Genomic DNA, 20,927 nt, shown 5'->3' on the forward strand with positions numbered 1-20,927 from the left:
TCAATTCAATTCCTCGATCAGTTCGGCCAGGCGCCGACGGTAGGCCTGGTGGTTGAAGCGTTCGGCCCAGCTGCGTAACTGTTCAGGTGGTTGTTCGACGGGTTGGTCGGCCAGGTGCAGCATCAATTGCACCAGCGCCGCGCCGTCCGTGGGTGAAAACCGCGGTGCCAGCGGCGGGGTGATTTCGTCCAGCGAGGTACCGCTGGCCACCGCCACCGGAGTGCCGACGCTCAGGGCTTCGATCACCGGCAAGCCAAAGCCTTCCGCGTAGGAAGGCTGCCACAGGCGCAAGGCCTTGCGGTAGAGCCCGTGCAATTCAGCGTCGGATACGCCGCTCAAGGCGCGTATCCCCGGGTAGTTGCGTTGTGCTTCGGGCAAATGCTCCAGGCTGCCCACCAGCACCAGTTCCGGCACGCTCGGCGACTGGCTGCGCGCTTGCTGCCAGGCGTCCACCAGGAACGGCACGTTCTTGCGCAATTCCCGGGTACCCACCAGCAGCCAGTAGCGCTCGGGCAGTTGCCGGGCCGAGAGGTCCGCCGGCAGTCCGACAAAACCCACCACCTGGTTGGGCAACACGCGAATCTTGCCTGCCGCCTTGGGAAACAGCCGCGCGGTTTCGTCGGCACTGTACTGCGAAGGCGTCCACACCCGGTCTGCCGTGTGCACCGCATAGGTGATCGACAGCCGATCACTGGCCTTGTAGATCAGCGCCTTCAGGCGGTTGGCGTGATAGTTGTCCAGGGTGATCTGAAACAGGTCATGCAGCAGCACCACGGTGCGCAGGCCCTGGGGTTTGGGCGGCAGCGGCAGGCCCATATTGAAGGTGCTTATGTACACATCGATGTGCTCATTGCGCAGCGCCTTGGGCAGGTAGCCCGCCTCGAAACGCAGGCGCTGGTGCGGCTGGTGCATGGCGGTCTTGGCGCAGCCCCAGTCCGGGCAATGCACGTTCAGGCGCAGCTCATCCCCCAGCGGCGCGACGCTGAAGCGTTCGAGCTCGATACCGGGCAGGGTGCGCAGGGCATCTTCCAGGGCGTACACCTGGCGACTGATGCCTGATTGCGGCGAGGTGCCGACGGTGCGGTAATCGAGGCCTATGCGCATGCCGGCTCCTTTTGGCTCTGGGGCGACAGTTGCGCGTACACCTGCTCCAGCTGGCTGGCGGCGACGCTCCAGTCATGGGCACGGCGCACATAGGCGCGACCGGCTTCGCCCATGGGAGCAGCGACTTCAGGCTGTTGCAGCAGGCGCACCACGGCGTCGGCCAGGCTTTCAGCGGTCTGGCCGCCGAGGTAATCCAGGCCTTCCACCAGGTCCAGGCCGGACACGCCCTGGTCGGTACTCGCCAGCGGCAGGCCGGCGGCCAGGGCTTCAAGCACCTTGAGCTTGGAGCCGCCGCCATGGCGCAACGGCGCCAGAAACACCGAGCAACTCGATTGCAGGGCCAGCAGGTTGGGGACAAAACCCTGCCATTCGATGCGTCCGTCCTTCCAGCGTTCGCGCCAGCTTTCCGGCATGCCGAAACCGCAGACGCTCATGCGTGCGTCGGGGCAGCGGGCCCACACTTTCGGCAGGATCTCATCCAGTGCCCACTCGATGGCATCGACGTTGGGCGCGTATTCGTAGTTGCCCAGAAACAGCACGCGGCGGGTCGTCGGGTCGGGTCGGGCAGCAGCGAAGTGCGCGCAATCCACCCCGTTGACCACCACCGGTACCGGCTTGCCGGCAATCTGCGCCAGGGTCTGGGCGTCGGCGTCGGTCACGGCGACCACTTGCGCGGCCTGGCGCATCACCCGGTGTTCCCAGCGGCCGTAGCGCCATTGATCGTAGCGTATGAACGGCAACGCCCAGCCGGGCAGGCGGTCGTAAGTCGCGGCGCCGAGGGACGATTCGACATTGTGTTCGGTCAGCACAAACGGCTGGGAGCGACGGGCCAATGCATCTTCGTAAGGCTGGAAGGTGTAGGTATGTTCGATCTGCACCACGTCCCAATGCTCGGTCAGCAAGCGCTCGAAGGTGTCCTGCAGTTCACCCGACAGGCCATTCACACTGGCCAGCAACGGGTACGGCGCAAACAGCCCGGCCAGCAGGGTCTTCAGGCTGCGCAGCGGGCGGCGGGGGAGGATGATCACCTGTTCCAGAAAGGCTTCCAGCACCTGGCGATCCGTCAGCGATACCGCATGTTTGTCATGCAGCAGCAAGGTGATCCGGTGCCCGCGCGCAGCCAAGCTGCGCAGCAAATGAAACTGGCGCGTCTTGCCGCCGCTGGTAGCGGGCCAAGGCGAGTAGGGCAGGATCCAGAGGATGCGCATGGGTGGCTTCAATCCCATAACAGAATTTGCAGGTTCGGCTTGACCGGTACGTCCAGTCCATTGGTGCCACTCAAGGGTGTTTCGGTGCCGCGCAACGGGTCATACAAGGTGGCGGTGGTCATGCCCGGCAAGTGCGCGCTGCCGCCACGGGCCGACCAGAAAAACCACACCTTGCGCCCGTCGGCACGGGACCAGCCGATGCTGAACAGGCCATCGGGCAACTGATCGGCGGTGGGTGGGTCGCCGGGGGTCAATTTGGGCCCGCTCACCTGCAGGAAATTCTGCAGCGCGGTGTACGACGGCTTGGGGTTGGCGTCGATGTCGAGCAAGCCATAACTCTGGTCGCGCACGCTGGCGCGCTGGTCCAGGTCGCTCAGGGTGAACAGGAAGATCTTGTCGAAATCCAGCGCGCTCATCAGCGCGACGCGGCGCACGATGTAGTCGGCCTGGCCCTGGGTGGTGATGAAGTCCTGCACCTCTTTCGGGCCTTTGTAGGTCGACCAGCCCCACTCGGTGCTCCACAGGGTATTCACCCCGGCCGCCCGCAGTTTCTGGTTGAGGGCGCTGGTTTTTTCGACAAAGTCGAGGTTCGACGGCGTGTTGCCTTCGGGCAATTGGGTGTAGGGGTGATAGGACATGACGGTATTCAGGCTCGGCACGCCCAGTTGCAGCAGCCCGTCGAGCATGTTCTGGCCGTTGGGCATTTCGCTGAAGAATGCCATGCCGGCGGCCACCACCGGTTTGTTCGGGTTCACCACCCGCAACGCGGCGGCGGTGACTTGCAACAGGTTCGCATAGCCGGCCGGGTCGGCGGCGGGGCGCCAGAACCCCAGCAGGTTCGGTTCGTTCCACACCTGCCACGCATCTACGCTGGGGTAACGCTGTTCCAGCAATGCCATGCGGTTGGCGAAGATATTCGGGTCCTTGGGCGGGAACTGGTCCTGGTACGGCGAGGAGGCGGGCGCGGTGGTGGCGAACTTCGCCGAGCCCACCAGGTAGAACACCGACTTGATCTGGTTCTGCTGCAGCTTGTTCACCAGTTCGTCGAGGGTCGCGACGTTGTACTGGTTCTCGGCGGTTTCCAGCTGGTCCCAGTGCAGGTCCAGGCGCACCCACTCCAGGCCCAGGGCCTTGAGGCGGTCGATCTGCTTCTGATAACGCTCGGGGCTGAACCACAGGAACTGCGCGTTCACCCCCAGGAAGTCCTTCCACACGACCTCTTTGCTGCCCTTGAGCACATGGCTCTCGGCATCGGCCGGGCGGCCCCAGAGAAAGGCGGTCAAACCCAGCGCAGCGACGACTGCGAGGGTAGCGAGGTAAGTCCGTTTACGCGCCATGGTTGCCTCCTGCAACGGTTTGCTCAAACAGGCTCGCGAACTTCTGCGCGGTCACTGGCCACAACCGTTCACGGCCTATGGCGGCGGCGCGTGCGGCCCAGTCCGTGGCCATGTGCGGGTTGCGTGCGAGCCGCAGCAGTTGTTCGCTCAAGGCGGCTACATCGCCTTGTGGATAGATGGCGCCATTGCCGCTGGCGACTTCCTCGGCAAACGCCCTGGCATCGGAGGTGATCGCGCCGCGCCCGCAGGCGGCAGCCCAGGACAATGCGCCGCTGGTGCCGCGCTGGCGGCCCAGCAGGCCGAGCTTTTTCGATTCGCGATACGGCAGCACCATCACATGGTGCGCCTGGATCGTCTGCGGGATCTCGCTGGCCGGCAAATTCAGCCGCCAGTCGATGGAGCCTGCCAGGCCGAGTTCGGCAATCTGGCTGTTCAACTGCTCCAGGTAATTGCCGCCTGTGCCAAACGCCATTTCGGCGGCAGTGCCACCGGCCAGGGTCAGGCGCACACGGTCACGCAATTCGGGGGCTTTTTCGAAGGCGGCGGCCAGGGCCTGCAACAGGTCTTCGATGCCTTTGCCACGGTAGATAAAACCGAAATACAACAGGTGCAGCGTGTCCAGCGGCGGCAAGGCCACCGGCGGGATATCCAGGTTGGCGTGGTTGATCACCGCCACCTTGCCGGCGGGCAATTGCATGCGCGCCGTCAGGCAGTCGGCGCCCAGGCGGGTGAGGGTCACCAGCCGGGTCAGGCCCTGGGCGACGTGACGTTCTTCGCGCAGGGTCAAGGGATCGGCCAGCACCACTGCCGCCTGGGGCAATGGGCTGGGCAAGGATTCCAGCAGGTTCAGCGGAAAGGGCAATTGCTCGCGCCGCCAGACCATGCGTTCCGGGTCATGCACCGTGGCGGTCAACGGCAGGGCGGGGTAGGCCTTGCGCAATTCGCGCAGGGCCAGGAACTCCCCCAGCCGCCCACCGCCCAGCTCGGCGTGGACCAGGTCAACACCCTGCCAGTCGAAACCGGCAATGGCTTGCTTGATCGCCGCCGTGCTGCCGACCACGCCCGTCAAGGGCGTAGCCACCTCGAGGCCCAGTTGCTCCAGTGCCGTCTTGAAGTGGTTCGCGTAGTCGGCGATCCCGTTCTTTTCCGGCGGCAGGGGAGCGAGCAGGGCGATGCGCATCAGAACGAACCCCGGTATTTGGCAATGGTTTTCAGCACCTTGACCGGTACCTCGAACTTGCGGCGGTTGATGATAATGCCATCGACCTTGCCGAACGCCGTGGTGAGGATCGACAGTGCGTGTTCCACCACCGGTACCGTGCTTTTTTGCGCTTCCACTACCAGCGCAATCAGGTCGGCACGGCGCAGGTTGATGAACGCATCACGATTGTCCAGTAGCGCCGAAGCATCCAGCAGTACCACCTGGCCCGGAATCGCCGGCTCAACCCCGCCGATCCGCACCCGCACGCCGTTCTCTTCCAGCAACTGGCGCAACTGCTCGACGATAAAGCTCACGCCTTCACCGTGCCGTGCCGAGGTCAGCCCCAGGGTCAGGCCCTGTTCGGCAATACGCTCCAGCGGCAGCAACCCATACAGGCGATAGATGCTCGCGTTGAAGGCGTTGGTGCTTTGCGCGGTGCTGGTGTCCAACTCCGGCAACGTGGTCCACAGCGGCAGGCCGAATTTGCCTTCCACCAGGCCGCCGTCGTGGATCCGTTGATCCAGCAGGTAGCACAGGTAGATCACCAGCAGGCCGACCACGATGGAGAACGGGATCGCCAGCAGCAGCATCAGCAGGGTTTTCGGGAAGACGCGCCCAGGGTTCAGGGTAGCTTCTTCGATCACCGCGATGTTACTGATCTGGCTCTTGTCCAGTTCGCGGTCGATCCGCGATTTTTCCAGGCTGTCGACATACAGCGCGTAGTTTTTCTCGGTGCCGTTCAACTCACGGGCCAGGCGCGCCAGTTCCGGCTCGATGGCCAGGGCGTCCTTGCGCTGGGCTTCCAGTTCAGTCAGTTGCTTCTGCTGTTGCACCAACTGTGTACGCAGCGACTGGTTGCGGCTGGTCTCATCCAGCAGTACCCGTTGCAGGTGGATTTCCAGGGTGTTCGGCGCGCGGTTCTCGGAGCTTTGCACCGTGTCGCTTTCACCGGCGACCTGGGCCTGCATGGCACGGATCGAAGCGTCCAGGGCTTTGACCGGCGGCGCGTTATCCGTATAGGTACGCATCATGTCGGCTTTTTCCAGGAGCTTCTGGTTCAGCAGGCGACGCAAGTCTTGTTGCTGCGGGTTCAACGCGATCTGGCGAACCGTGGTCACCTCTTTGGGCTGGCCCTTGAGTTGGTCACGGGTGCTCTGCAACGCCACGTCGGAGGAAGCGATCAGCCGAGTGGAGTTGAACACCTCGCCACGCAGCACGTTGATCCGCTCGGACAAGTCTTCCAGGCGATCGGTGATGCTCGAGGCGCCGATGTCGTTCAAGTGCGCGAGGATCTGCTCCTTGTAGCTCTTGATCTGCGCAGCGCTGGAAGACACCTGGCCTTCATAGAACGCATACAGGCTCTTGCGGCCCAACGCCTGGGTGCGCTCGTCGATGTAGGTCTCGACCCAATCCTTGACCACCGCCTGGGCGATTTGCGGGTCATCCCAGCGGAAGCTGATGTCCATCACCGTAGAGCCGATGGCGTGGGTCACTTCGAAGTTTTTCTCCAGGCTTTTCGCCAGGCGTTCCACCGGGGTGGTTTCTTCGACGATGCCAACGGTTTCCAGCACCACTCGCACACCGTCAAATACGGCACTGATGCCTTTCTTGACGTACCACTTGGTGCGCTTCCACACGCCTTCCGGCGGCTGCATCTTGTCCATCACGTCGAGGTAATGCTCGGCCACTGCACGCACGATAGGGCGGCCGGTCAGCAGGCGCTCTTCGTCGACAATCGGGTCGCGCTGGGTGCTCGGCATGACGATTGGCTGACGGTTGTCGACCTCGATCGGCATCGTCGAGTCACGCCCTGGTTTTACCAGCAATCGCGCGGTGGATTCATACTTGGCCGGCAGCAGGAACGCCCCCAGCAAAATGATCACCAGCGCGGCAATCGCCGCCAGTTTGAACTCGTGCTTGAAGATGAAGAACAGACGCAGAAGATCACGAAAAGAACGGATCTCGATCATGGGATGTCGCTCCTTTAGTGGTTCGTGGTGTAGCTGTAGCCCACACCAATGGATTTGGTGAAGGGAATCAGCTGGTTCAGGTAAGTGTCCACGCCTTGGATCCGTTCGCCGACGTTGGACTTGGGTACAAACACCACGTCACCGCGTTGCAGCGCCACGGGCTTGCGGCCCAGTGCGCCGTTCTTCAGGTACTGGCTGAAATCGAGGAAGTAGGCGTGGTAGACGCCTTGGCCATCTTCACGCAGCAGGGCGACCATGCTCGCGTTGCCCACCGAGCTCACGCCGCCGGCACCGAGAATCGCCTGCTCCATGGTCGGGGCCGTGGCGATGGAGACAGCCGACGGGTTTAATACCGCGCCGCCGACGATCACCGTGTTGCCCGGCGCCTGGTTGATGTTCACCGTCACCCGAGGCTCGCGATACACCGGTGCGAGTTTCTGGCTCAGCTCGGCGGCGACTTCCGCCGGCGTGCGCCGCGCCACCTGGATCGGCCCCAGGAAGGGATAGTTGATCTTGCCGTCGTTCTGCACGGTGTACAGCGTCAGCTCGTAAATCGTGCTGACGTTGAACGCCGACAGGGTTGGCATTTCCCCGGCATCGCGGACAATCCGCAACTGGTCGCCGATGCGGATCCGCTCCACCGCCGGCGGCAGTTGGGCCATGCGATCGAGGGCCTGCTTGCCCTCGTCCACCGTCTTGCCATCGGGCGCGACGATCCGCGCGGGCGTATTGCAGGCGGCCAATGCCATCATGGCCAGGACGAGCAAGGTTCGTTTCATCAAAGGGGTCTTCCTGTAGGTCATGATGCTCACCTCCAATAACCGGGGAACATGCTGATGCGCCGCTTGAGGGCGAGGGGGAGCTGGCGCTCCAGATGGCCCAGCCGGTAGCCGAGCAATTTGAACGCGCTGCGCACCAGTACTTCGGGTACGCGGTGCAATGCACCGGCTTCGCGTAACGCTCGAAGCTCGGCCAGTACATAGCGTTTACCTTCACCGCCGGCATCGCCAAAAGCCTGGCGGATCCACGGCTCGCGGCCGTAGAAAACGCCAATGTCGAAGTAGCGGTGAAACTCATCCATGAGACGGTAATCGTGGGAGTGATAGACCAGGGCGGTGGCGGCGTAGCGCACCTTGTAGCCTTCCAGCAGCATGCGGGCGGCGACGTAGGCGTCCTCGCTGCCGATCACATCCGCGGGGAAGCCACCGACGGCTTGCAGGGCGTTGCGCCGGTACACCGAAAACGAATCCGAGCTGAAGCAGGTCTTGATCCCCAGCTCCGGCGCATCCGCCAGGCTTTTGCTGCGGCTTTGCGGCGGGTAATTGAAGTGGCGTGACTGGGCGCCCAGCACGCCGGCATCCGGGTGCGGCAACTGGCGGCCGTAAGCGACGCCGTTGAGCGGGTCCAGTTCCAGTTCGCCCACCAGGTTGGCGAACGTCTCGGGTTCGGCGGGGATCGCGTCCTGGGTCATCACGATCAGCGCGTCGCCGTCGACTTGCTCGCTGGCCCAGCGGCGGGTGCCGCCATGGTTGAAGTCCTTGGCATCGATCACTTCGACCCGTACGCCGAACTCGCGAAAACGCGCCACGGTGTCATCGCTGGAAGCGCTGTCGACCACCAGGGTTTCGTCCGGTTGCAGGGTTTGCATGCGCAGCGCCGGCAGCAGCCGGTCGAGGTGGCTGGAAGCGTTGCGGGTCGGGATGATCAGGGCGGTACGCATCACTTCTTCACTTCGGCCGGAGCCCGGCCGTAGATGTCGTCAAAACGCACAATGTCGTCTTCGCCCAGGTACTCGCCGCTCTGCACCTCGATCATCACCAGGTCGATGATGCCGGGGTTGGTCAGGCGGTGCTTGTGCCCGGCCGGAATGTAGGTGGACTCGTTGGCGTTGATCAGGAATTCACGGTCGCCGTTGGTAATCATCGCCGCGCCGCTGACTACTACCCAGTGCTCGCTGCGGTGATGGTGCATTTGCAGGGACAAGGAGGCCTGGGGCTTGACCACGATGCGCTTGATCTTGAAGCGGCTGCTTTCTTCCAGCACGGTGTAGGTGCCCCACGGCCGGGTGACGGTGCGGTGCAGGCTGAATGCCGGATGGTCCTGGCGCTTGAGCTCGGCGACGATGTAGCGCACGTCCTGGCTGCGCTTGGCGTCGGCAATCAGGATCGCATCCGGGGTGTCGACGACGATCAGGTCGCGCACGCCCACTGCGCCCAGCACGCGCTTGGGCGAGTCGATGTAGCAGTTGTGCACGTCATGCAGGATCGCCTGGCCATTGACCTGGTTGCCGTTGGCGTCGCTGGGGGTGAGTTGGCGCACCGCGTCCCAGGAACCGATATCACTCCAGCCGATGTCGCAGGGCACCACCGCCACTTGCGCGGATTTTTCCATCAGCGCCACGTCGATCGAGATGTCGGGCGCCGCGCCGAAACCTTCAGCGTTCAGCTCGCGCTGACGGCAACTGTTGTTGTTCAGGCTGTGGCCGTGCTCGAGGGCGGCCTTGGCGGCGTCCAGCACGGCGGGGGCGTGCAGCGCCAGTTCCTCCAGCAATGTACCGGCCTTGAAGCAGAACATCCCGGCATTCCACAGGTGCTTGCCGCCGTCCAGGTAGCCCTGGGCGGTGGCCAGGTCGGGCTTCTCGACGAAGCGCTTGACCCGGAACCCCTGGCCCAGCGCCTCGCCTTGTTCGATATAGCCGAAGCCGGTTTCCGGGTGGTCGGGCTGGATGCCGAACGTCACCAGGTAGCCGGCTTCCGCCAGTTCGCGGGCCTGGGTGACGGCATCGGCGAAGGCGCTTTCATCAAGAATCAGATGGTCGGCAGGCAGGATCAGCAACTGCGCCTCGCTGCCGAAGTTTTCCTGTACATGCAGGGCGGCCACGGCGATGGCGGCGGCGGTGTTGCGCCCGAACGGCTCCAGCAACAGGTCAAGGGCCAGATGGGCCTTGTTGACCACGCGGTAGTCATCGAGGGTGCGAAACAGCAGGTCGCGGTTGGTCACCGTCAGCACGCTTTCCACACCCGGCAGGTGACTGGCCCGCAGGAACGTCTTCTGCAGCAGGCTCTGGTCATCACGCATGCGCATGAAAGGCTTGGGCATGTTTTGCCGCGACACCGGCCACAGCCGGGTGCCCGAACCACCGGAAATGATGCAGGGAATCAAGCCGTTGAGGGTGTTCATCAATAGACTTCCTTGGTCGAAAGGACGGCCGGGACCGTCATGAAAACGATGTACAAGTCGAACCACACCGACCACTTCGAGATGTACTCCAGGTCGTACTCAACGCGTTTCTGGATTTTGAACAGGGTGTCGGTTTCACCACGATAGCCGTTGATTTGCGCCCAGCCAGTGATGCCCGGTTTTACCCGGTGGCGCGAGCTGTACTCGCTCACGGCAACTTCGTAGGGCACGCCGGCGGCTTTGGTCGCGGTGGCATGGGGCCGCGGGCCGACCATCGACATGTTGCCCAGCAGCACGTTGAACAGCTGCGGCAGCTCATCGATGCTGGTCTTGCGAATGACCCGGCCCACGCGGGTGATGCGCGGGTCGCCGCGGGTGGTCTGGCGGTCGGCGTTGAAGTCGCTCATCTCGGCGTACATCGAGCGGAACTTGAACACCCGGATCACGTTGTCGTTGTAGCCAAACCGGTTCTGGCGAAACAGCACCGGGCCCTTGGAGTCGAGCTTGATGGCAATCGCCGTGATCAGCATGATCGGCGAGAGTGCCACCAGGCCCAGGGTTGCCAGGATCAGGTCTTCACAGCGCTTGATAAACGGCGACCAGCCCCGCAGCGGCACGTGGGAGGTGTTGAACATCAGGATGCCGCCCACATCGGTGATACGGCTGTGGCCATAGCGCAGGGCCGCCATGTCAGGCACCAGCATGACGTTGACCGACATCTGCCGCAGGCGCTTTACCAGCCCGTTGATCCGCTGTTCGGCGGCCCAGGGCAGGGTAATCATCACCTGGTTGACCTGCTCGGAGCGGATCAGTTTTTCCAGGTCGCGCGTGTTGCCCAGCAGCGGCAGGTTGCTCAGTTCCTTGGGGATGCGCTCGGTGCGGTCGTCGATAAAACCGATCAGTCCGGAACGGATATCGCCGTTGCGCTGCAAGTGGTCGGCCACGTGCACGGCGGTGTCGGTGAAGCCGAGGATCACCGTGCGTTGCAGGTATTTGCCGCTGGCCATCAGGTTGCGGAACAGGCGCAGCATCACGATCCGCTCCAGCCCGAACAACGCAAGGCTGGTGATAAACCAGAACGCCAGGTTGCGCGGGCTCAACTGCGGGAACATCAGCAGAATCTGGTACATGAACAGCAGGATGCAAAAGGCCGCGGACCAGGCCACCAGCATGGTGCGAAACCGCAGGCGGTTGCTGAACAGCTCCTCGGAGTAAACCCCCATGGCCTGGAACAGAATGATCGTCAGGATCGCGAAAAACAGCAGCAAGCCGAGAAAGTGCGCGCGCAGTTCGGGGGCCATCGGGTCTGGATAAAACAGCAGGATCAGTGCTGGAAAAACGGCGGTGAGGCCGTGCATCAATTTTACGAAAACAACAAAGAACTCAATGAAACCGGCCCGGGTCAAAAACAGGCTGTCGACTGACGACTTCTCGCGCATAAAAACATCCCTCATTGCACACCAGGGCTTCCTTGTTCGGCTGCTCATCCATAAAGGCAGGGCTTGCTTTATAAGTGGCGCCAGACGAACGGTTACTTCGCTGGGTAATACGCAATTACCTATCTATCTGCAGGGAATTTGCGGGGTAATGGCTAAATGATGGTTCCCTTTTCGTCGCTCGTCAAGGTTTTGACTTTTTTATAAGACCTTCGGTCTAGACACGTCAGGTACTCTCCCGCGTGACAGTTTGTTGACTGTCTTGGTCGGATTTCCGGGTTTTCCCGGAACAAAATGCTGGCGTTTTGGAGTGTAGGAACAAATTTAGGAAATTTCCTGCGGCTGAGGAAAACCTTTTTTTGACGGAGGTCGGATGCGGGGTTTTTCGGGGACAAGCGACGAGTGGTGAGGACGTGAGTCCGTCACCACATTGAGGCGGTACTAACCTTAAAAATTGCCTTTCAAACTGACAGTGAAGTTGCGCGGTTCGCCGTAGAAATTACCCCAGTCGGCCGTTCCCACCGTCTGATAGTAATTTTTGTCGAAGAGATTGTTACCGTTCAGCGCCACCGTCCATGTGTCATCAACCCGGTACGCCAACCGCGCATTCCATACCGCATAACCGGCTTGTTCCAGTTTGATGCCTTGAATTCGGTAGTTGCTGCTCTGGGCGTTGACGCCGGTGCCGACGCTCCATTTCGACAGTGTGCCGTCCAACTGATAATCGCCCCACAAGCGCAGCATGTGTCGCGGCACGTAGCTGTTTGCGACCGCGCCAATGGCGGCGCTGTTGATGTTGTTGAGATTCTTGGTCTGGGTGTAGGTGTAGCCGCCCGCCACTTGCAAGCGTTCCAGCAACTCGCCACTCAACTCGGCTTCGACACCTTGTGCGCGAACCTTGCCAGTGTCGGTGTAGCAATAGCCGTCTGCCGAGGTACCGCATTGGGTGGTGTAGTCGGTTTCGGCGGCGTTTTTCTCGATAGCGCGGAACAATGCCAGCGAGCTGTTGAGGCGCCCCTCAAACCATTCGCCCTTGATGCCCAGCTCGTAGTTTTCGCCGATTTTGGGCTTGAGGGCAGCCCCGGTCACCGTGGCGTTGGAGCTTTGTGGCTGGAAAATATCGGCGTAGCTGGCGTACACCGAAAGGTTGTCGTCGAGGTCATAGATCACCGCGGCGAACGGCGTGACTTCACCGGTTTCCTTGGTGCGTGCATCCTGCAGGGCCCATTCGCCCCAGGCGAGGTTATTCGACTGGCGGCGGTTTTCGAACCAACTGACGCGACTGCCGAGCACCACCATCAATGGCTCGGCCAGCCTCAGGCGCAAAGTGGCGTAGGTACCGTACTGGGTGGCGGTTTCCTTGACGGTGCCGCCCCGGTACATGTTGGGCCAGAAGGTATCGTTGGCGGGCTGCGGGAAGTGGTGGTTGGGCAGGAAGATACTTTGCCGGTCGGGCAGGCTGCGGATCGCGTAGACATCGTCCTGGGTGCCACGGCTGCCATTGGCGCCGATGATGAGTTCATGCTGCAAACCGAACGCTTCGAACTTACCGTCCAGGTAGGCATCCAGTCCGAAATCCCGGTGGTCGTAGTCAAACAGCGCGGCGTACATCTCGGCGGTTGGCGCCGGATCACCGTACTTCACGGTGCCTTGGCTGGCGGCGTATTTGATGTCTTGCAGGTTGCGGCTGTTCACCGCCGTGACCTTGAGTTGCCAGTCGTCGTTGAAGTGGTGGGTGAGGTCGGCAAACAGCGTAGTGCGTTGGCTCTGCCAGTCGTTCCAGGCCTGGCCCAGACAGGTGGAACGGCTCAGGCCGATGCTCTTGCCGTCGCTGTAGCGCGGCACACCGCCCCAGCAGGGCGTTGCATCGATATCTTCGTAGCTGGCACCGATGCCCAGGGTGGTGTCGGGCGAGAGGTCAACATCCAGTGCGAGGTAGACAGCTTGGTCCTGGCGCTTGGAGACGTCCATGTACGAGCCACGGTTCTGTTGGCTGACCACGGCGCGGCCGCGTACGGTGCCGCTGTCATTGAGCGGGCCGCCGGTATCGACGTCGGCGCGGTAGTTGTCCCAGGTGCCGGCAGACAGCGACAGGCTGGTGGTGGGTTTGTCTTGTGGCCGCTTGCGCACGAAGTTCACCGCACCACTGGCGGTGCCGGCGCCCTTGAGCATGCCGGCCGCGCCCTTGAGCACTTCCACCCGGTCATAGATCGCCATGTTGGCGGTGAAGCTGTCGGCCTGTACGTAGTCTTTGCCGATGTCCAACGGCACACCGTCGAACTGGTATTGGCCGAGCATCTTGAAACCACGGGAATAGAAATACTTGCCACCCATAGGTGAGTCGTAGGTGGTGATGCCCGGGGTGTGTTCCAGTAATTGATCGATGGTGGTGATGTTCTGGTCGTCGATCAGCTTGCGGGTCATAACGCTGACCGATTGCGGTGTTTCCCGCAGGCTGTGGGCGCCCTTGCCGATGGTCACGGCGCCAGTGGTGTAGGAACCGCTGCCGTCAGTGGTGACGCCGAGGTGTTCGCCGGTCACGGTGGTGGCACCCAGGTTCAGCGCGCCGGTGTCCGCGACTTGCGGCAACAGCAGCCAGGTGTTGTTGCTCTGGCGTTGGGCTTGCAAGCCCTGGCCCTGGATCAATTGGCTCAAGGCCTGTTGGCTGTCCAGCGCGCCGTTGAGGCCGGGGCTGGTCTTGCCGGCGACGCTGGTGGCGTCATAGGACAGGCTGATACTCGCCTGGCGCGCAAACTGGTCGAGCACGGTGGCCAATGGGCCGGGTGCAATGTTCCAGTCACGGGCCTGGGTGTCGCTGACAGGCGTTTGCGCCATGACCGCCAGGGGCAGGGCGCTGCCGTTCAGGCAGGCACCGAGCAGGGCGGCGTGCACCGCATGCTTGAGGGGAGAACGCTTGGAGGGGAACGCTTGCATGACCGCGGAATGCTCCTGAAGGAAGTGGACAGAATCGGCCTGTTGATCGGCCTTTCCTTACAGGTCGAGCGAAGATGAGAATTCACCTCATTTATTTTCGGAAGGTCATGCACGAGCGGCGACGGTCACCCAATAACGGCTGCGATAGGTGATGTTCACCGACAGTGCCTGTGCCACCAGGGTCAGGACCTGATCGGTATCGTCCAACTGGTAAGTCCCGGACACACGCAGGCCGGCGACCGCTTCGCTGCAGCGCACCAGCCCAGTGCGGTAACGGCTCAGCTCTGCGAGGAAATCGTCCAGACGCATGTTGTGAGCGCTGATCACACCGTCGCTCCAGGCCCAGGGATCCAGGCCCGTGGTGGCGGGTGGACGCAAGCCGTTTCGATCAAACAGCACCTGCTCGCCGGGCTGTATCACCCCACGTGCGCTGGCCTGATGGCTGTCGGCGAATACCGCGACGCTGCCTTTTTGCACGGCGAGCAAGGTGCCGTGGGGCTCCTCGCGCACCATGAACCGGGTGCCCAAGGCGCGCAGATAACCGTCGCGGGTTTGCACCCAGAAGGGCCGTGGCGCGCTACCGTCGGCGCCCATGTCGATCAGGATTTCACCCTGGCGCAACTGCACCAGACGCCTTTCGGTGTTGAAGACTGTGTCGATGGCGCTGGCACTGTTGAGCTGGATACGGCTGCCATCGTCGAGGGCGACCCAACGCCGCTCTCCGGTGGCGGTGCGGTAATCAGCCAGCAGGCCGGGCAATGGCGTGTAGTCGCGGCCGAACCATGTCAGCCCTGCGGCACCGGCGAACAGCCCGAGCAACTTCAACCCTTCACGGCGGCTGATGCGTTGGCGGGCACCTTGCAAGGCATGGCGGCCGACCTGTGCCGGCAACTGCGCAAACTCGTCACTCATCGACGAGACCCGTTGCCAGGCCTGCTGGTGATCGCCACTGGTTTCAAGCCAGCGTTCGAAGGCAGCGGTGGTGGCGTCATCGGCAATATTGAACCGCAGCTTGATCATCCACTGGATCGCCTGGTCCACCAATGGCGGATTAGCCTTCGGCATAACGCAACCGATAACAGGCATGCAGTGCCTTGGCCAGGTCGCGCTCCACGGTGGCCTTGGACACCCCCAGGCGCAGGGCGATCTGTTGGCAGGTCAGGCCGTCCAGTTGCGCCAGCAAAAACGCTTCGCGCACCCGTGGCTTGAGTTGGTCCAGCAGGCGGTCGATGCGCTCCAGGCTGTCGAGGATCAGCAGGCGGGTTTCTTCCGACGGCACCTCGACTTGCGGGAAATGCGCGAGACTCTCCAGATAGGCACGCTCCAGTTCGCGGCGGCGATACTGGTCGATCATCAGGCTGCGGGCGATGCTGCTCAGGTAGGCCCGGGGTTGCAGCAAGGCTTGCTGCTTGCGCGCATTGAGCAGGCGCACGAAGGTTTCCTGCGCCAGGTCGGCGGCGTGCTCACGGCAGCCCGTACGCCGGCTCAACCAGCCGCGCAGCCAGGAATGATGGGCATGGTAGAGCTGGCCGATGGTGGCATGATCCAGTGGGTGGTCGCTCGACATGGGCATCCTGGCGCGGGCGTCTTAATTGATAACGGTTCGCATTCTATGCGTTGGCCAGAGGATTGGGCAATCGTTGCCGTGTGGATTTGGCCGGATGCACAAACCCACACAGGCTTGACGGGGTTGCGGCTAAGCCTTGCGCAGGTGCAAACACTCAATCGAGCGGTCGACGGTGGTCTTGGCAATTTCCAGCAAATGCCACACCGCCAGCAACTTTGCCCGCTCGGGGCTTTGCAGCAGTTCGCCGCAGTCGAGAGCGGTGGCCGAGGCGCTGCTGAGCAGGCTGGCGGTGTAGAGAAGGGAGTCTTCGAAGCTCAGGTCTTCGTTGACGGTATGGAAGCCCTGGGAAGGCAGGTAGTGTTCGAGGGCGCGATTGAAGGCAGCGCGGTTTTTGAGCAGGTCGATGGGTGGGTCGGGGACGGGTTTATTCATGGTGTAACTCCTTTTCGGTTAAGGAGCCGACCCCTTCGCGACTAAACGTAGGGTGGCGGCTGTACGCAGGTTAGTCGACCGGCCGAAAAGGAAAAACCGGCGCACCCGAAGGTGCCCTGCGCACAGCCACCATAAAACCTCATGATGGGACATGCGCCTTTTCGGATCCGGGCGACTAAACCCGATCACTGATGAGCAGTGACGGGGCGAAGACTAGCCACCGGTTCCGGCAGGCACAAGGCCGAAAGATTGTCTCGGAAATGTCCCGCAAATCAAAGGGATTTACCCTGCTGGCCCTTTATTCATATCCGAATTGCCTCGCGAATTTTCCCCAAGGCTATTCTCAACGTCGCCAAATCAATCGACCCCAGCGCCACCCGCAACGCATGCGGCACATGGGCCGTACAGGCAAACGGCTCGGCACTGGTGACCCGCACACCCTGGCCCTCAAGCGCAGCCACCACTGCATCCGCCCGCAGACCTTCCGGCAACACCAGCCACAGGTAATACGACGCCGGATGCGCAATCACCTCACACCCTCGCAAGACCTCCCGGGCCAGCGCCTGGCGTTGGCGCGCATCCTGGCGCTTGTGCTCTTCCAGTGCATCCACTGCACCGGATTCTATCCAGCGGCACGCCAGGTTTACCGTGAGCGTCGGCGTGCTCCAGGTCGAGACACGGATCGCTTGCTCCAGCGCCGGCACCAACGCCTTGGGCGCGACGATAAACCCCACCCGCAACCCCGACGCCACACTCTTCGAAAGGCCAGACACATACACCGTGCGCAGCGGCGCATAAGTAAACAACGGCTTCGGTGCGGGCTCGGCGAGAAAGGCGTAGGCGCCGTCTTCGATCAGTAGAAAATCGTAGCGTTCAGCCAACGCTGCAAGGCGCTCGCGGTCGGCTTCACCCATCACCGTGCCCAGCGGATTGTGCAACGTGGGCATGCAATAAAAAGCCCGCACCGGGCGCCGTTTGCACAAAGCCTCCAGCGCATCCAGATCCGTATGCCCAGCCGGTTGCGGCAGCGGCTCCAGGTCGATTCGCTGGGACTGGGCCAGGGTTTTCAACCCGGGATACGTCAGCGCATCCACCGCCAATACATCCCCCGGTTGCAGCAGCGCCATCAGGCTGACGGCGAGGCCTTGTTGCGCACCGTTGACGATCAGCACTTGCTCGCCACTCACGCGAATCTGCCGATTGCGCAGGTGCCGCGCGGCGGTCTGTCGTTCATGGGCGCGGCCACCCTGCGGGGCGGAATGCAGCAGCGCATCGAGGTCGCCCGAGGCGGCAATGGCACGCAAACCGTCGCGCAGCATCTCGGCCTGGCCCGGCAACGAGGGGTAGTTGAGGCTCAGGTCCACGGTGCCCGGTTGGAGCGGTTGTTGCACCAGGCCCATGCCCCGCAGCAACGTGGTGTCGCGCACAAACGTCCCGCGTCCCGGTTCACCCACCACCAGGCCGCTGGCCTCCAGTTCGCTGTACACCCGCAAGGCAGTGGCGAGGGCGATGCGATGGCTGTTCATCAGGCTACGCAGGGTCGGCAACTGGGCGCCCGGCGGCAACTGTCCGGCGCGAATCCGCGTGGCCAGTTCATCGACGATCAGTTTGTAGCGGACCTGAGCCATGGTGCGTTCCTGTGCAAAGTGTATCTAGATCAATTTTTTGTTTGTATCAGGTGGGCTGATTAATCTACAGGCTTTCCCGGCGGATGGCTTGAGCATGATCGACCTCGCAACCCTGGCTGTGTTCTCTGGCGCAGTCCTGCTGCTGTTGTTATCCCCGGGTCCGAACATGGCCTTCGTCATCAGCCACGGTGTGACCTATGGCTGGCGTGGCGGGGTGGCATCCGGGTTGGGCATCAGCGTGGCGGACCTGCTGCTCACGGCACTGACCGCAACCGGCGTGACCGCTCTGGTCGCCAGCTGGCCGCCGGCCTTCGACCTGATTCGCTACGCCGGGGTGTTGTACCTGCTGTGGCTGGTGTTCAAGACCCTGCAGAAAACGCCCGCCCTGGACACGGCCCACGTCAGCCGCGTGCCGCTGGGCCGGGTGTTTGTGCGGGCAATGCTCAACAGTTTGCTCAACCCCAAGGCGCTGCTGTTTTTCATGGTGTTCCTGCCGCAATTCGTCAGCCCCGAGGCGGGCCCCATCGCGCTGCAACTGGTGCAACTGGGGATCATCCTGACGCTGATCAGCGGTGTGTTTCATGCCGTGCTGGGGATTTTTGGCGGGGCGGTGAGCCGGTTTTTTGCCGGCAAACCGGGGAGCGCAGGCTTACAGAAATGGGGCCTGGCAACCGTGCTGATGGTGCTGGCCGTGCGCTTGGCATTGATGTCTCGCCCGACGTGAAACATCACTCATAAAAGGACGTTACCCATGTACATCGCAGCCTTTATCTACAAGCCCGGCGAACGGGATGACGAGTTCCAGCGCCTCACGAATCTGATCGACGCACTGGCAGCAAGGTTGCCGGGATACGTGGGGGCCGAGTCGTGGCGTTCGGCGGATGGCGGGTTGATCAACGCCAGTTATTACTGGCGTGACGAGGCCTCCATTCGCGCCTTTGCCAGCCACCCGACCCACCTGGAAGCCAAGCGTCTATACCGCCGCTGGTACGGCGGTTATCACGTGGTGATTTCCAAAGTGGAACGGGCGTATGGGGACGGCACGATCGGGCATCTGGTGCCCGCCGACCGCCACGGACGGGCGAACGCTTAACCCAACCTGGCCGCCGCCCGTGCCACGATTTCACCCCGGGTCTTGCGCGACTCGGCGGTGCGCTTGCGGGCTTCTTCCAGTACATGCGACGGTGCGGTTTCCGGCCGGCCAGCATTGAACGGCGGCGCCGGGGCGTACTCAATCTGCAACTGCACCAGTTGCGCTGCCGCCTCGCTGTACAGCTCGGCGGCCAGGGTCAGGGCAAAGTCGATCCCGGCGGTAATCCCGCCACCGGTCAACAGGTTGCCGTCACGCACCACGCGCTCCTGCACCGGGATCGCACCGAGCGGTGCGAGCAGGTCGTGGTAGGCCCAGTGAGTGGTCGCGCGACGCCCGCGCAGCAAGCCCGCGGCACCCAGCACCAGGGAGCCGGTGCACACCGATGTCACATAGCGCGCGGTCTGGGCCTGTGTCTTGAGAAACGCCAGGGTCTGCTCATCCTCCATCAATGCCCCGACGCCAGAACCGCCGGGCACGCAAATCACATCCAGCGTCGGGCACTCGTCATAAGTGGTGCTGGGGGTAAACACCAAGCCGGTGCTGGAGGTGACCGGCGCGAGGTCCTTCCACACCAGATGCAGCTTCACATCCGGCAGCGATCCCAACACGTCGTAGGGCCCGGTGAGGTCCAGTTGCTGGATGCCGGGGAACAACAAAAAGCCGATCTGCAAGGTCATTGGGACTGCTCCTGATAAAGGGATGGACGGCTTCACTCTAGTCACCTAGGCTTTGGCGCATACGCCATTGAGCCCACGAATTACGCCAACATGCCCAGAATCATCAACGTACTCGCCTTTCCCAATGTGCAGGTGCTCGACGTCACCGGGCCCTTGCAAGTATTTGCCTCGGCCAATGACCTGGCGCGCCAGCAGGGCTTGCCGTTGCCCTATGCGGTCAGTGTGATTGCCGCGCAGGCCGAGCCGGTGACGACCTCGGCGGGCCTGGCCCTGGTGGCCGAGCCACTGCCGCCTGCCGATGCTCCGTGCGACACACTGGTGATTGCCGGCGGCTGGGGGGTGTACGGCGCCGCCGAAGACCCGGCGCTGGTGGACTGGGTTCGGCAAAAAGCCACCCAGGCCCGGCGCATGACCTCGGTGTGCACTGGCGCCTTTCTGCTGGCCGCCAGCGGTTTGCTCGACGGCCGCCGCGTGGTGACCCACTGGACGCGCTGCGAAGAACTCGCGCGCAAGTACCCACAGCTGACGGTGGAGGCCAATCCGATTTTCATCCAGCAGGGCAACCTGTGGACCTCCGCCGGCGTGACCGCCGGTATCGACTTGTGCCTGGCGCTGGTGGAGGAGGACCTGGGTCGCGCCGTGGCCCTGGAAGTGGCGCGGCACCTGGTGGTGTTTCTCAAGCGCCCCGGTGGGCAATCGCAGTTCAGCGTGACGTTGTCGCTGCAAAAGGGCGGTAGCCGTTTTGCGGAGCTGCACGCCTGGATCGCCGAACACCTGACCCTCGATTTGAACGTTGCCACACTGGCCGCCCAGGCGGGCATGAGCGAGCGCAGCTTCGTGCGCCACTACCGCAGCGAGACCGGCCAGACACCCGCGCGGGCGGTCGAGTTGATTCGCGTGGAGACCGCCCGCCGGCAACTGGCGGACAGCAGCGTGTCGATCAAGCGCATTGCCGTGCACTGCGGCTTTGGCTGCGAAGAAACCATGCGCCGCAGCTTCCTGCGAGCGGTATCGATCACGCCCCAGGCCTATCGTGAACGGTTTTCCTCACCCGGTTGAAGCGAAGCCTGTTTGAACGAATAGGTACGTTTTTGTATCAAGGTGCTATGTTACTCACAGTCCATTGCGCAGTGTCTTGATCCCAGGCCTCTACGTCGCGG

At 62.7% G+C, this 20,927-nt stretch carries 18 protein-coding genes; 3 read left to right on the forward strand and 15 right to left on the reverse strand.

Annotated features, from left to right (window positions below; all coding sequences use genetic code 11):
* From HX786_RS15120 to HX786_RS15185, 14 genes are all read right to left on the reverse strand, one after another.
* Window positions 1-1,104: a glycosyltransferase family 1 protein gene (locus tag HX786_RS15120; RefSeq protein ID WP_008434566.1), complete on the reverse strand. Its 1,104-nt coding sequence runs from the start codon at window positions 1,102-1,104 to the stop codon at window positions 1-3.
* The gene (locus HX786_RS15125) at window positions 1,095-2,312 is read right to left on the reverse strand and encodes a glycosyltransferase family 4 protein (RefSeq protein ID WP_134327042.1); all 1,218 of its coding nucleotides are present in this window, start codon (window positions 2,310-2,312) and stop codon (window positions 1,095-1,097) included. The genes HX786_RS15120 and HX786_RS15125 overlap by 10 nt, the downstream gene beginning before the upstream one ends.
* Before the next feature lie 8 nt (window positions 2,313-2,320).
* Window positions 2,321-3,649 carry a cellulase family glycosylhydrolase gene (locus HX786_RS15130; protein ID WP_003208216.1) on the reverse strand — a complete coding sequence of 443 codons (1,329 nt, stop codon included), beginning with the start codon at window positions 3,647-3,649 and terminating at the stop codon, window positions 2,321-2,323.
* Window positions 3,639-4,829: a glycosyltransferase gene (locus HX786_RS15135; RefSeq protein WP_178912285.1), complete on the reverse strand. Its 1,191-nt coding sequence runs from the start codon at window positions 4,827-4,829 to the stop codon at window positions 3,639-3,641. The genes HX786_RS15130 and HX786_RS15135 overlap by 11 nt, the downstream gene beginning before the upstream one ends.
* The gene (locus HX786_RS15140) at window positions 4,829-6,820 is read right to left on the reverse strand and encodes an exopolysaccharide transport family protein (protein WP_003208213.1); all 1,992 of its coding nucleotides are present in this window, start codon (window positions 6,818-6,820) and stop codon (window positions 4,829-4,831) included. Before HX786_RS15140 ends, HX786_RS15135 begins: the two co-directional genes overlap by 1 nt.
* 14 nt (window positions 6,821-6,834) lie before the next feature.
* Window positions 6,835-7,599, reverse strand: coding sequence for a polysaccharide biosynthesis/export family protein (locus HX786_RS15145; RefSeq protein ID WP_008434559.1), 765 nt, complete (start codon window positions 7,597-7,599; stop codon window positions 6,835-6,837).
* A 29-nt stretch (window positions 7,600-7,628) separates the two neighbouring features.
* Window positions 7,629-8,540, reverse strand: coding sequence for a glycosyltransferase family 2 protein (locus HX786_RS15150; RefSeq protein ID WP_178912286.1), 912 nt, complete (start codon window positions 8,538-8,540; stop codon window positions 7,629-7,631).
* Window positions 8,540-10,000 (reverse strand): mannose-1-phosphate guanylyltransferase/mannose-6-phosphate isomerase, encoded by a 1,461-nt coding sequence (locus HX786_RS15155; RefSeq protein ID WP_003208208.1) that lies wholly within the window; start codon window positions 9,998-10,000, stop codon window positions 8,540-8,542. Before HX786_RS15155 ends, HX786_RS15150 begins: the two co-directional genes overlap by 1 nt.
* Window positions 10,000-11,439 carry an undecaprenyl-phosphate glucose phosphotransferase gene (locus HX786_RS15160; protein WP_178912287.1) on the reverse strand — a complete coding sequence of 480 codons (1,440 nt, stop codon included), beginning with the start codon at window positions 11,437-11,439 and terminating at the stop codon, window positions 10,000-10,002. Before HX786_RS15160 ends, HX786_RS15155 begins: the two co-directional genes overlap by 1 nt.
* A gap of 444 nt (window positions 11,440-11,883) precedes the next feature.
* Window positions 11,884-14,370, reverse strand: a complete 2,487-nt coding sequence (locus HX786_RS15165) for a TonB-dependent receptor (RefSeq protein WP_178912288.1) — start codon at window positions 14,368-14,370, stop codon at window positions 11,884-11,886.
* Window positions 14,371-14,475: 105 nt separating this feature from the next.
* Complete coding sequence (locus HX786_RS15170; protein ID WP_177040819.1) at window positions 14,476-15,435, reverse strand: FecR domain-containing protein; 960 nt, start codon at window positions 15,433-15,435, stop codon at window positions 14,476-14,478.
* The gene (locus HX786_RS15175) at window positions 15,422-15,937 is read right to left on the reverse strand and encodes a sigma-70 family RNA polymerase sigma factor (protein ID WP_177023039.1); all 516 of its coding nucleotides are present in this window, start codon (window positions 15,935-15,937) and stop codon (window positions 15,422-15,424) included. The genes HX786_RS15170 and HX786_RS15175 overlap by 14 nt, the downstream gene beginning before the upstream one ends.
* Before the next feature lie 129 nt (window positions 15,938-16,066).
* The gene (locus tag HX786_RS15180; RefSeq protein ID WP_003208197.1) at window positions 16,067-16,369 is read right to left on the reverse strand and encodes a DUF6124 family protein; all 303 of its coding nucleotides are present in this window, start codon (window positions 16,367-16,369) and stop codon (window positions 16,067-16,069) included.
* A 302-nt stretch (window positions 16,370-16,671) separates the two neighbouring features.
* Window positions 16,672-17,997 (reverse strand): PLP-dependent aminotransferase family protein, encoded by a 1,326-nt coding sequence (locus HX786_RS15185; RefSeq protein WP_178912289.1) that lies wholly within the window; start codon window positions 17,995-17,997, stop codon window positions 16,672-16,674.
* A gap of 94 nt (window positions 17,998-18,091) precedes the next feature.
* On the opposite strand from HX786_RS15185, the gene HX786_RS15190 reads away from it, so the two are divergent.
* On the forward strand, window positions 18,092-18,721 hold the full coding sequence (locus HX786_RS15190; RefSeq protein WP_087695340.1) for a LysE family translocator: 630 nt from the start codon (window positions 18,092-18,094) through the stop codon (window positions 18,719-18,721).
* A 27-nt stretch (window positions 18,722-18,748) separates the two neighbouring features.
* A complete protein-coding gene (locus HX786_RS15195) occupies window positions 18,749-19,090 on the forward strand; it encodes an antibiotic biosynthesis monooxygenase (RefSeq protein WP_003208192.1) in 342 nt (113 codons plus the stop codon).
* On the opposite strand, the gene inhA is transcribed toward HX786_RS15195, so the two are convergent.
* On the reverse strand, window positions 19,087-19,767 hold the full coding sequence (inhA, locus tag HX786_RS15200; RefSeq protein ID WP_177023037.1) for an isonitrile hydratase: 681 nt from the start codon (window positions 19,765-19,767) through the stop codon (window positions 19,087-19,089). The two genes, HX786_RS15195 and inhA, sit on opposite strands and share 4 nt — an antisense overlap.
* Before the next feature lie 90 nt (window positions 19,768-19,857).
* Between inhA and HX786_RS15205 the strand changes: the two genes are divergently transcribed.
* Window positions 19,858-20,826, forward strand: a complete 969-nt coding sequence (locus HX786_RS15205) for a GlxA family transcriptional regulator (RefSeq protein ID WP_178912290.1) — start codon at window positions 19,858-19,860, stop codon at window positions 20,824-20,826.
* Window positions 20,827-20,927 lie beyond the last annotated feature (101 nt).

Source organism: Pseudomonas sp. 21615526, from assembly GCF_013386245.1.
Classification (GTDB): Bacteria; Pseudomonadota; Gammaproteobacteria; order Pseudomonadales; family Pseudomonadaceae; genus Aquipseudomonas.

What these genes read in the sequence shown, in the direction of transcription:
- HX786_RS15120 (WP_008434566.1), bottom strand. Translation starts at nt 1,104, where the DNA reads ATGCGCATAGGCCTCGATTACCGCACCGTCGGCACCTCGCCGCAATCA.
- HX786_RS15125 (WP_134327042.1), bottom strand. Translation starts at nt 2,312, where the DNA reads ATGCGCATCCTCTGGATCCTGCCCTACTCGCCTTGGCCCGCTACCAGC.
- HX786_RS15130 (WP_003208216.1), bottom strand. Translation starts at nt 3,649, where the DNA reads ATGGCGCGTAAACGGACTTACCTCGCTACCCTCGCAGTCGTCGCTGCG.
- HX786_RS15135 (WP_178912285.1), bottom strand. Translation starts at nt 4,829, where the DNA reads ATGCGCATCGCCCTGCTCGCTCCCCTGCCGCCGGAAAAGAACGGGATC.
- HX786_RS15140 (WP_003208213.1), bottom strand. Translation starts at nt 6,820, where the DNA reads ATGATCGAGATCCGTTCTTTTCGTGATCTTCTGCGTCTGTTCTTCATC.
- HX786_RS15145 (WP_008434559.1), bottom strand. Translation starts at nt 7,599, where the DNA reads ATGAAACGAACCTTGCTCGTCCTGGCCATGATGGCATTGGCCGCCTGC.
- HX786_RS15150 (WP_178912286.1), bottom strand. Translation starts at nt 8,540, where the DNA reads ATGCGTACCGCCCTGATCATCCCGACCCGCAACGCTTCCAGCCACCTC.
- HX786_RS15155 (WP_003208208.1), bottom strand. Translation starts at nt 10,000, where the DNA reads ATGAACACCCTCAACGGCTTGATTCCCTGCATCATTTCCGGTGGTTCG.
- HX786_RS15160 (WP_178912287.1), bottom strand. Translation starts at nt 11,439, where the DNA reads ATGCGCGAGAAGTCGTCAGTCGACAGCCTGTTTTTGACCCGGGCCGGT.
- HX786_RS15165 (WP_178912288.1), bottom strand. Translation starts at nt 14,370, where the DNA reads ATGCAAGCGTTCCCCTCCAAGCGTTCTCCCCTCAAGCATGCGGTGCAC.
- HX786_RS15170 (WP_177040819.1), bottom strand. Translation starts at nt 15,435, where the DNA reads ATGCCGAAGGCTAATCCGCCATTGGTGGACCAGGCGATCCAGTGGATG.
- HX786_RS15175 (WP_177023039.1), bottom strand. Translation starts at nt 15,937, where the DNA reads ATGTCGAGCGACCACCCACTGGATCATGCCACCATCGGCCAGCTCTAC.
- HX786_RS15180 (WP_003208197.1), bottom strand. Translation starts at nt 16,369, where the DNA reads ATGAATAAACCCGTCCCCGACCCACCCATCGACCTGCTCAAAAACCGC.
- HX786_RS15185 (WP_178912289.1), bottom strand. Translation starts at nt 17,997, where the DNA reads ATGGCTCAGGTCCGCTACAAACTGATCGTCGATGAACTGGCCACGCGG.
- HX786_RS15190 (WP_087695340.1), top strand. Translation starts at nt 18,092, where the DNA reads ATGATCGACCTCGCAACCCTGGCTGTGTTCTCTGGCGCAGTCCTGCTG.
- HX786_RS15195 (WP_003208192.1), top strand. Translation starts at nt 18,749, where the DNA reads ATGTACATCGCAGCCTTTATCTACAAGCCCGGCGAACGGGATGACGAG.
- inhA (WP_177023037.1), bottom strand. Translation starts at nt 19,767, where the DNA reads ATGACCTTGCAGATCGGCTTTTTGTTGTTCCCCGGCATCCAGCAACTG.
- HX786_RS15205 (WP_178912290.1), top strand. Translation starts at nt 19,858, where the DNA reads ATGCCCAGAATCATCAACGTACTCGCCTTTCCCAATGTGCAGGTGCTC.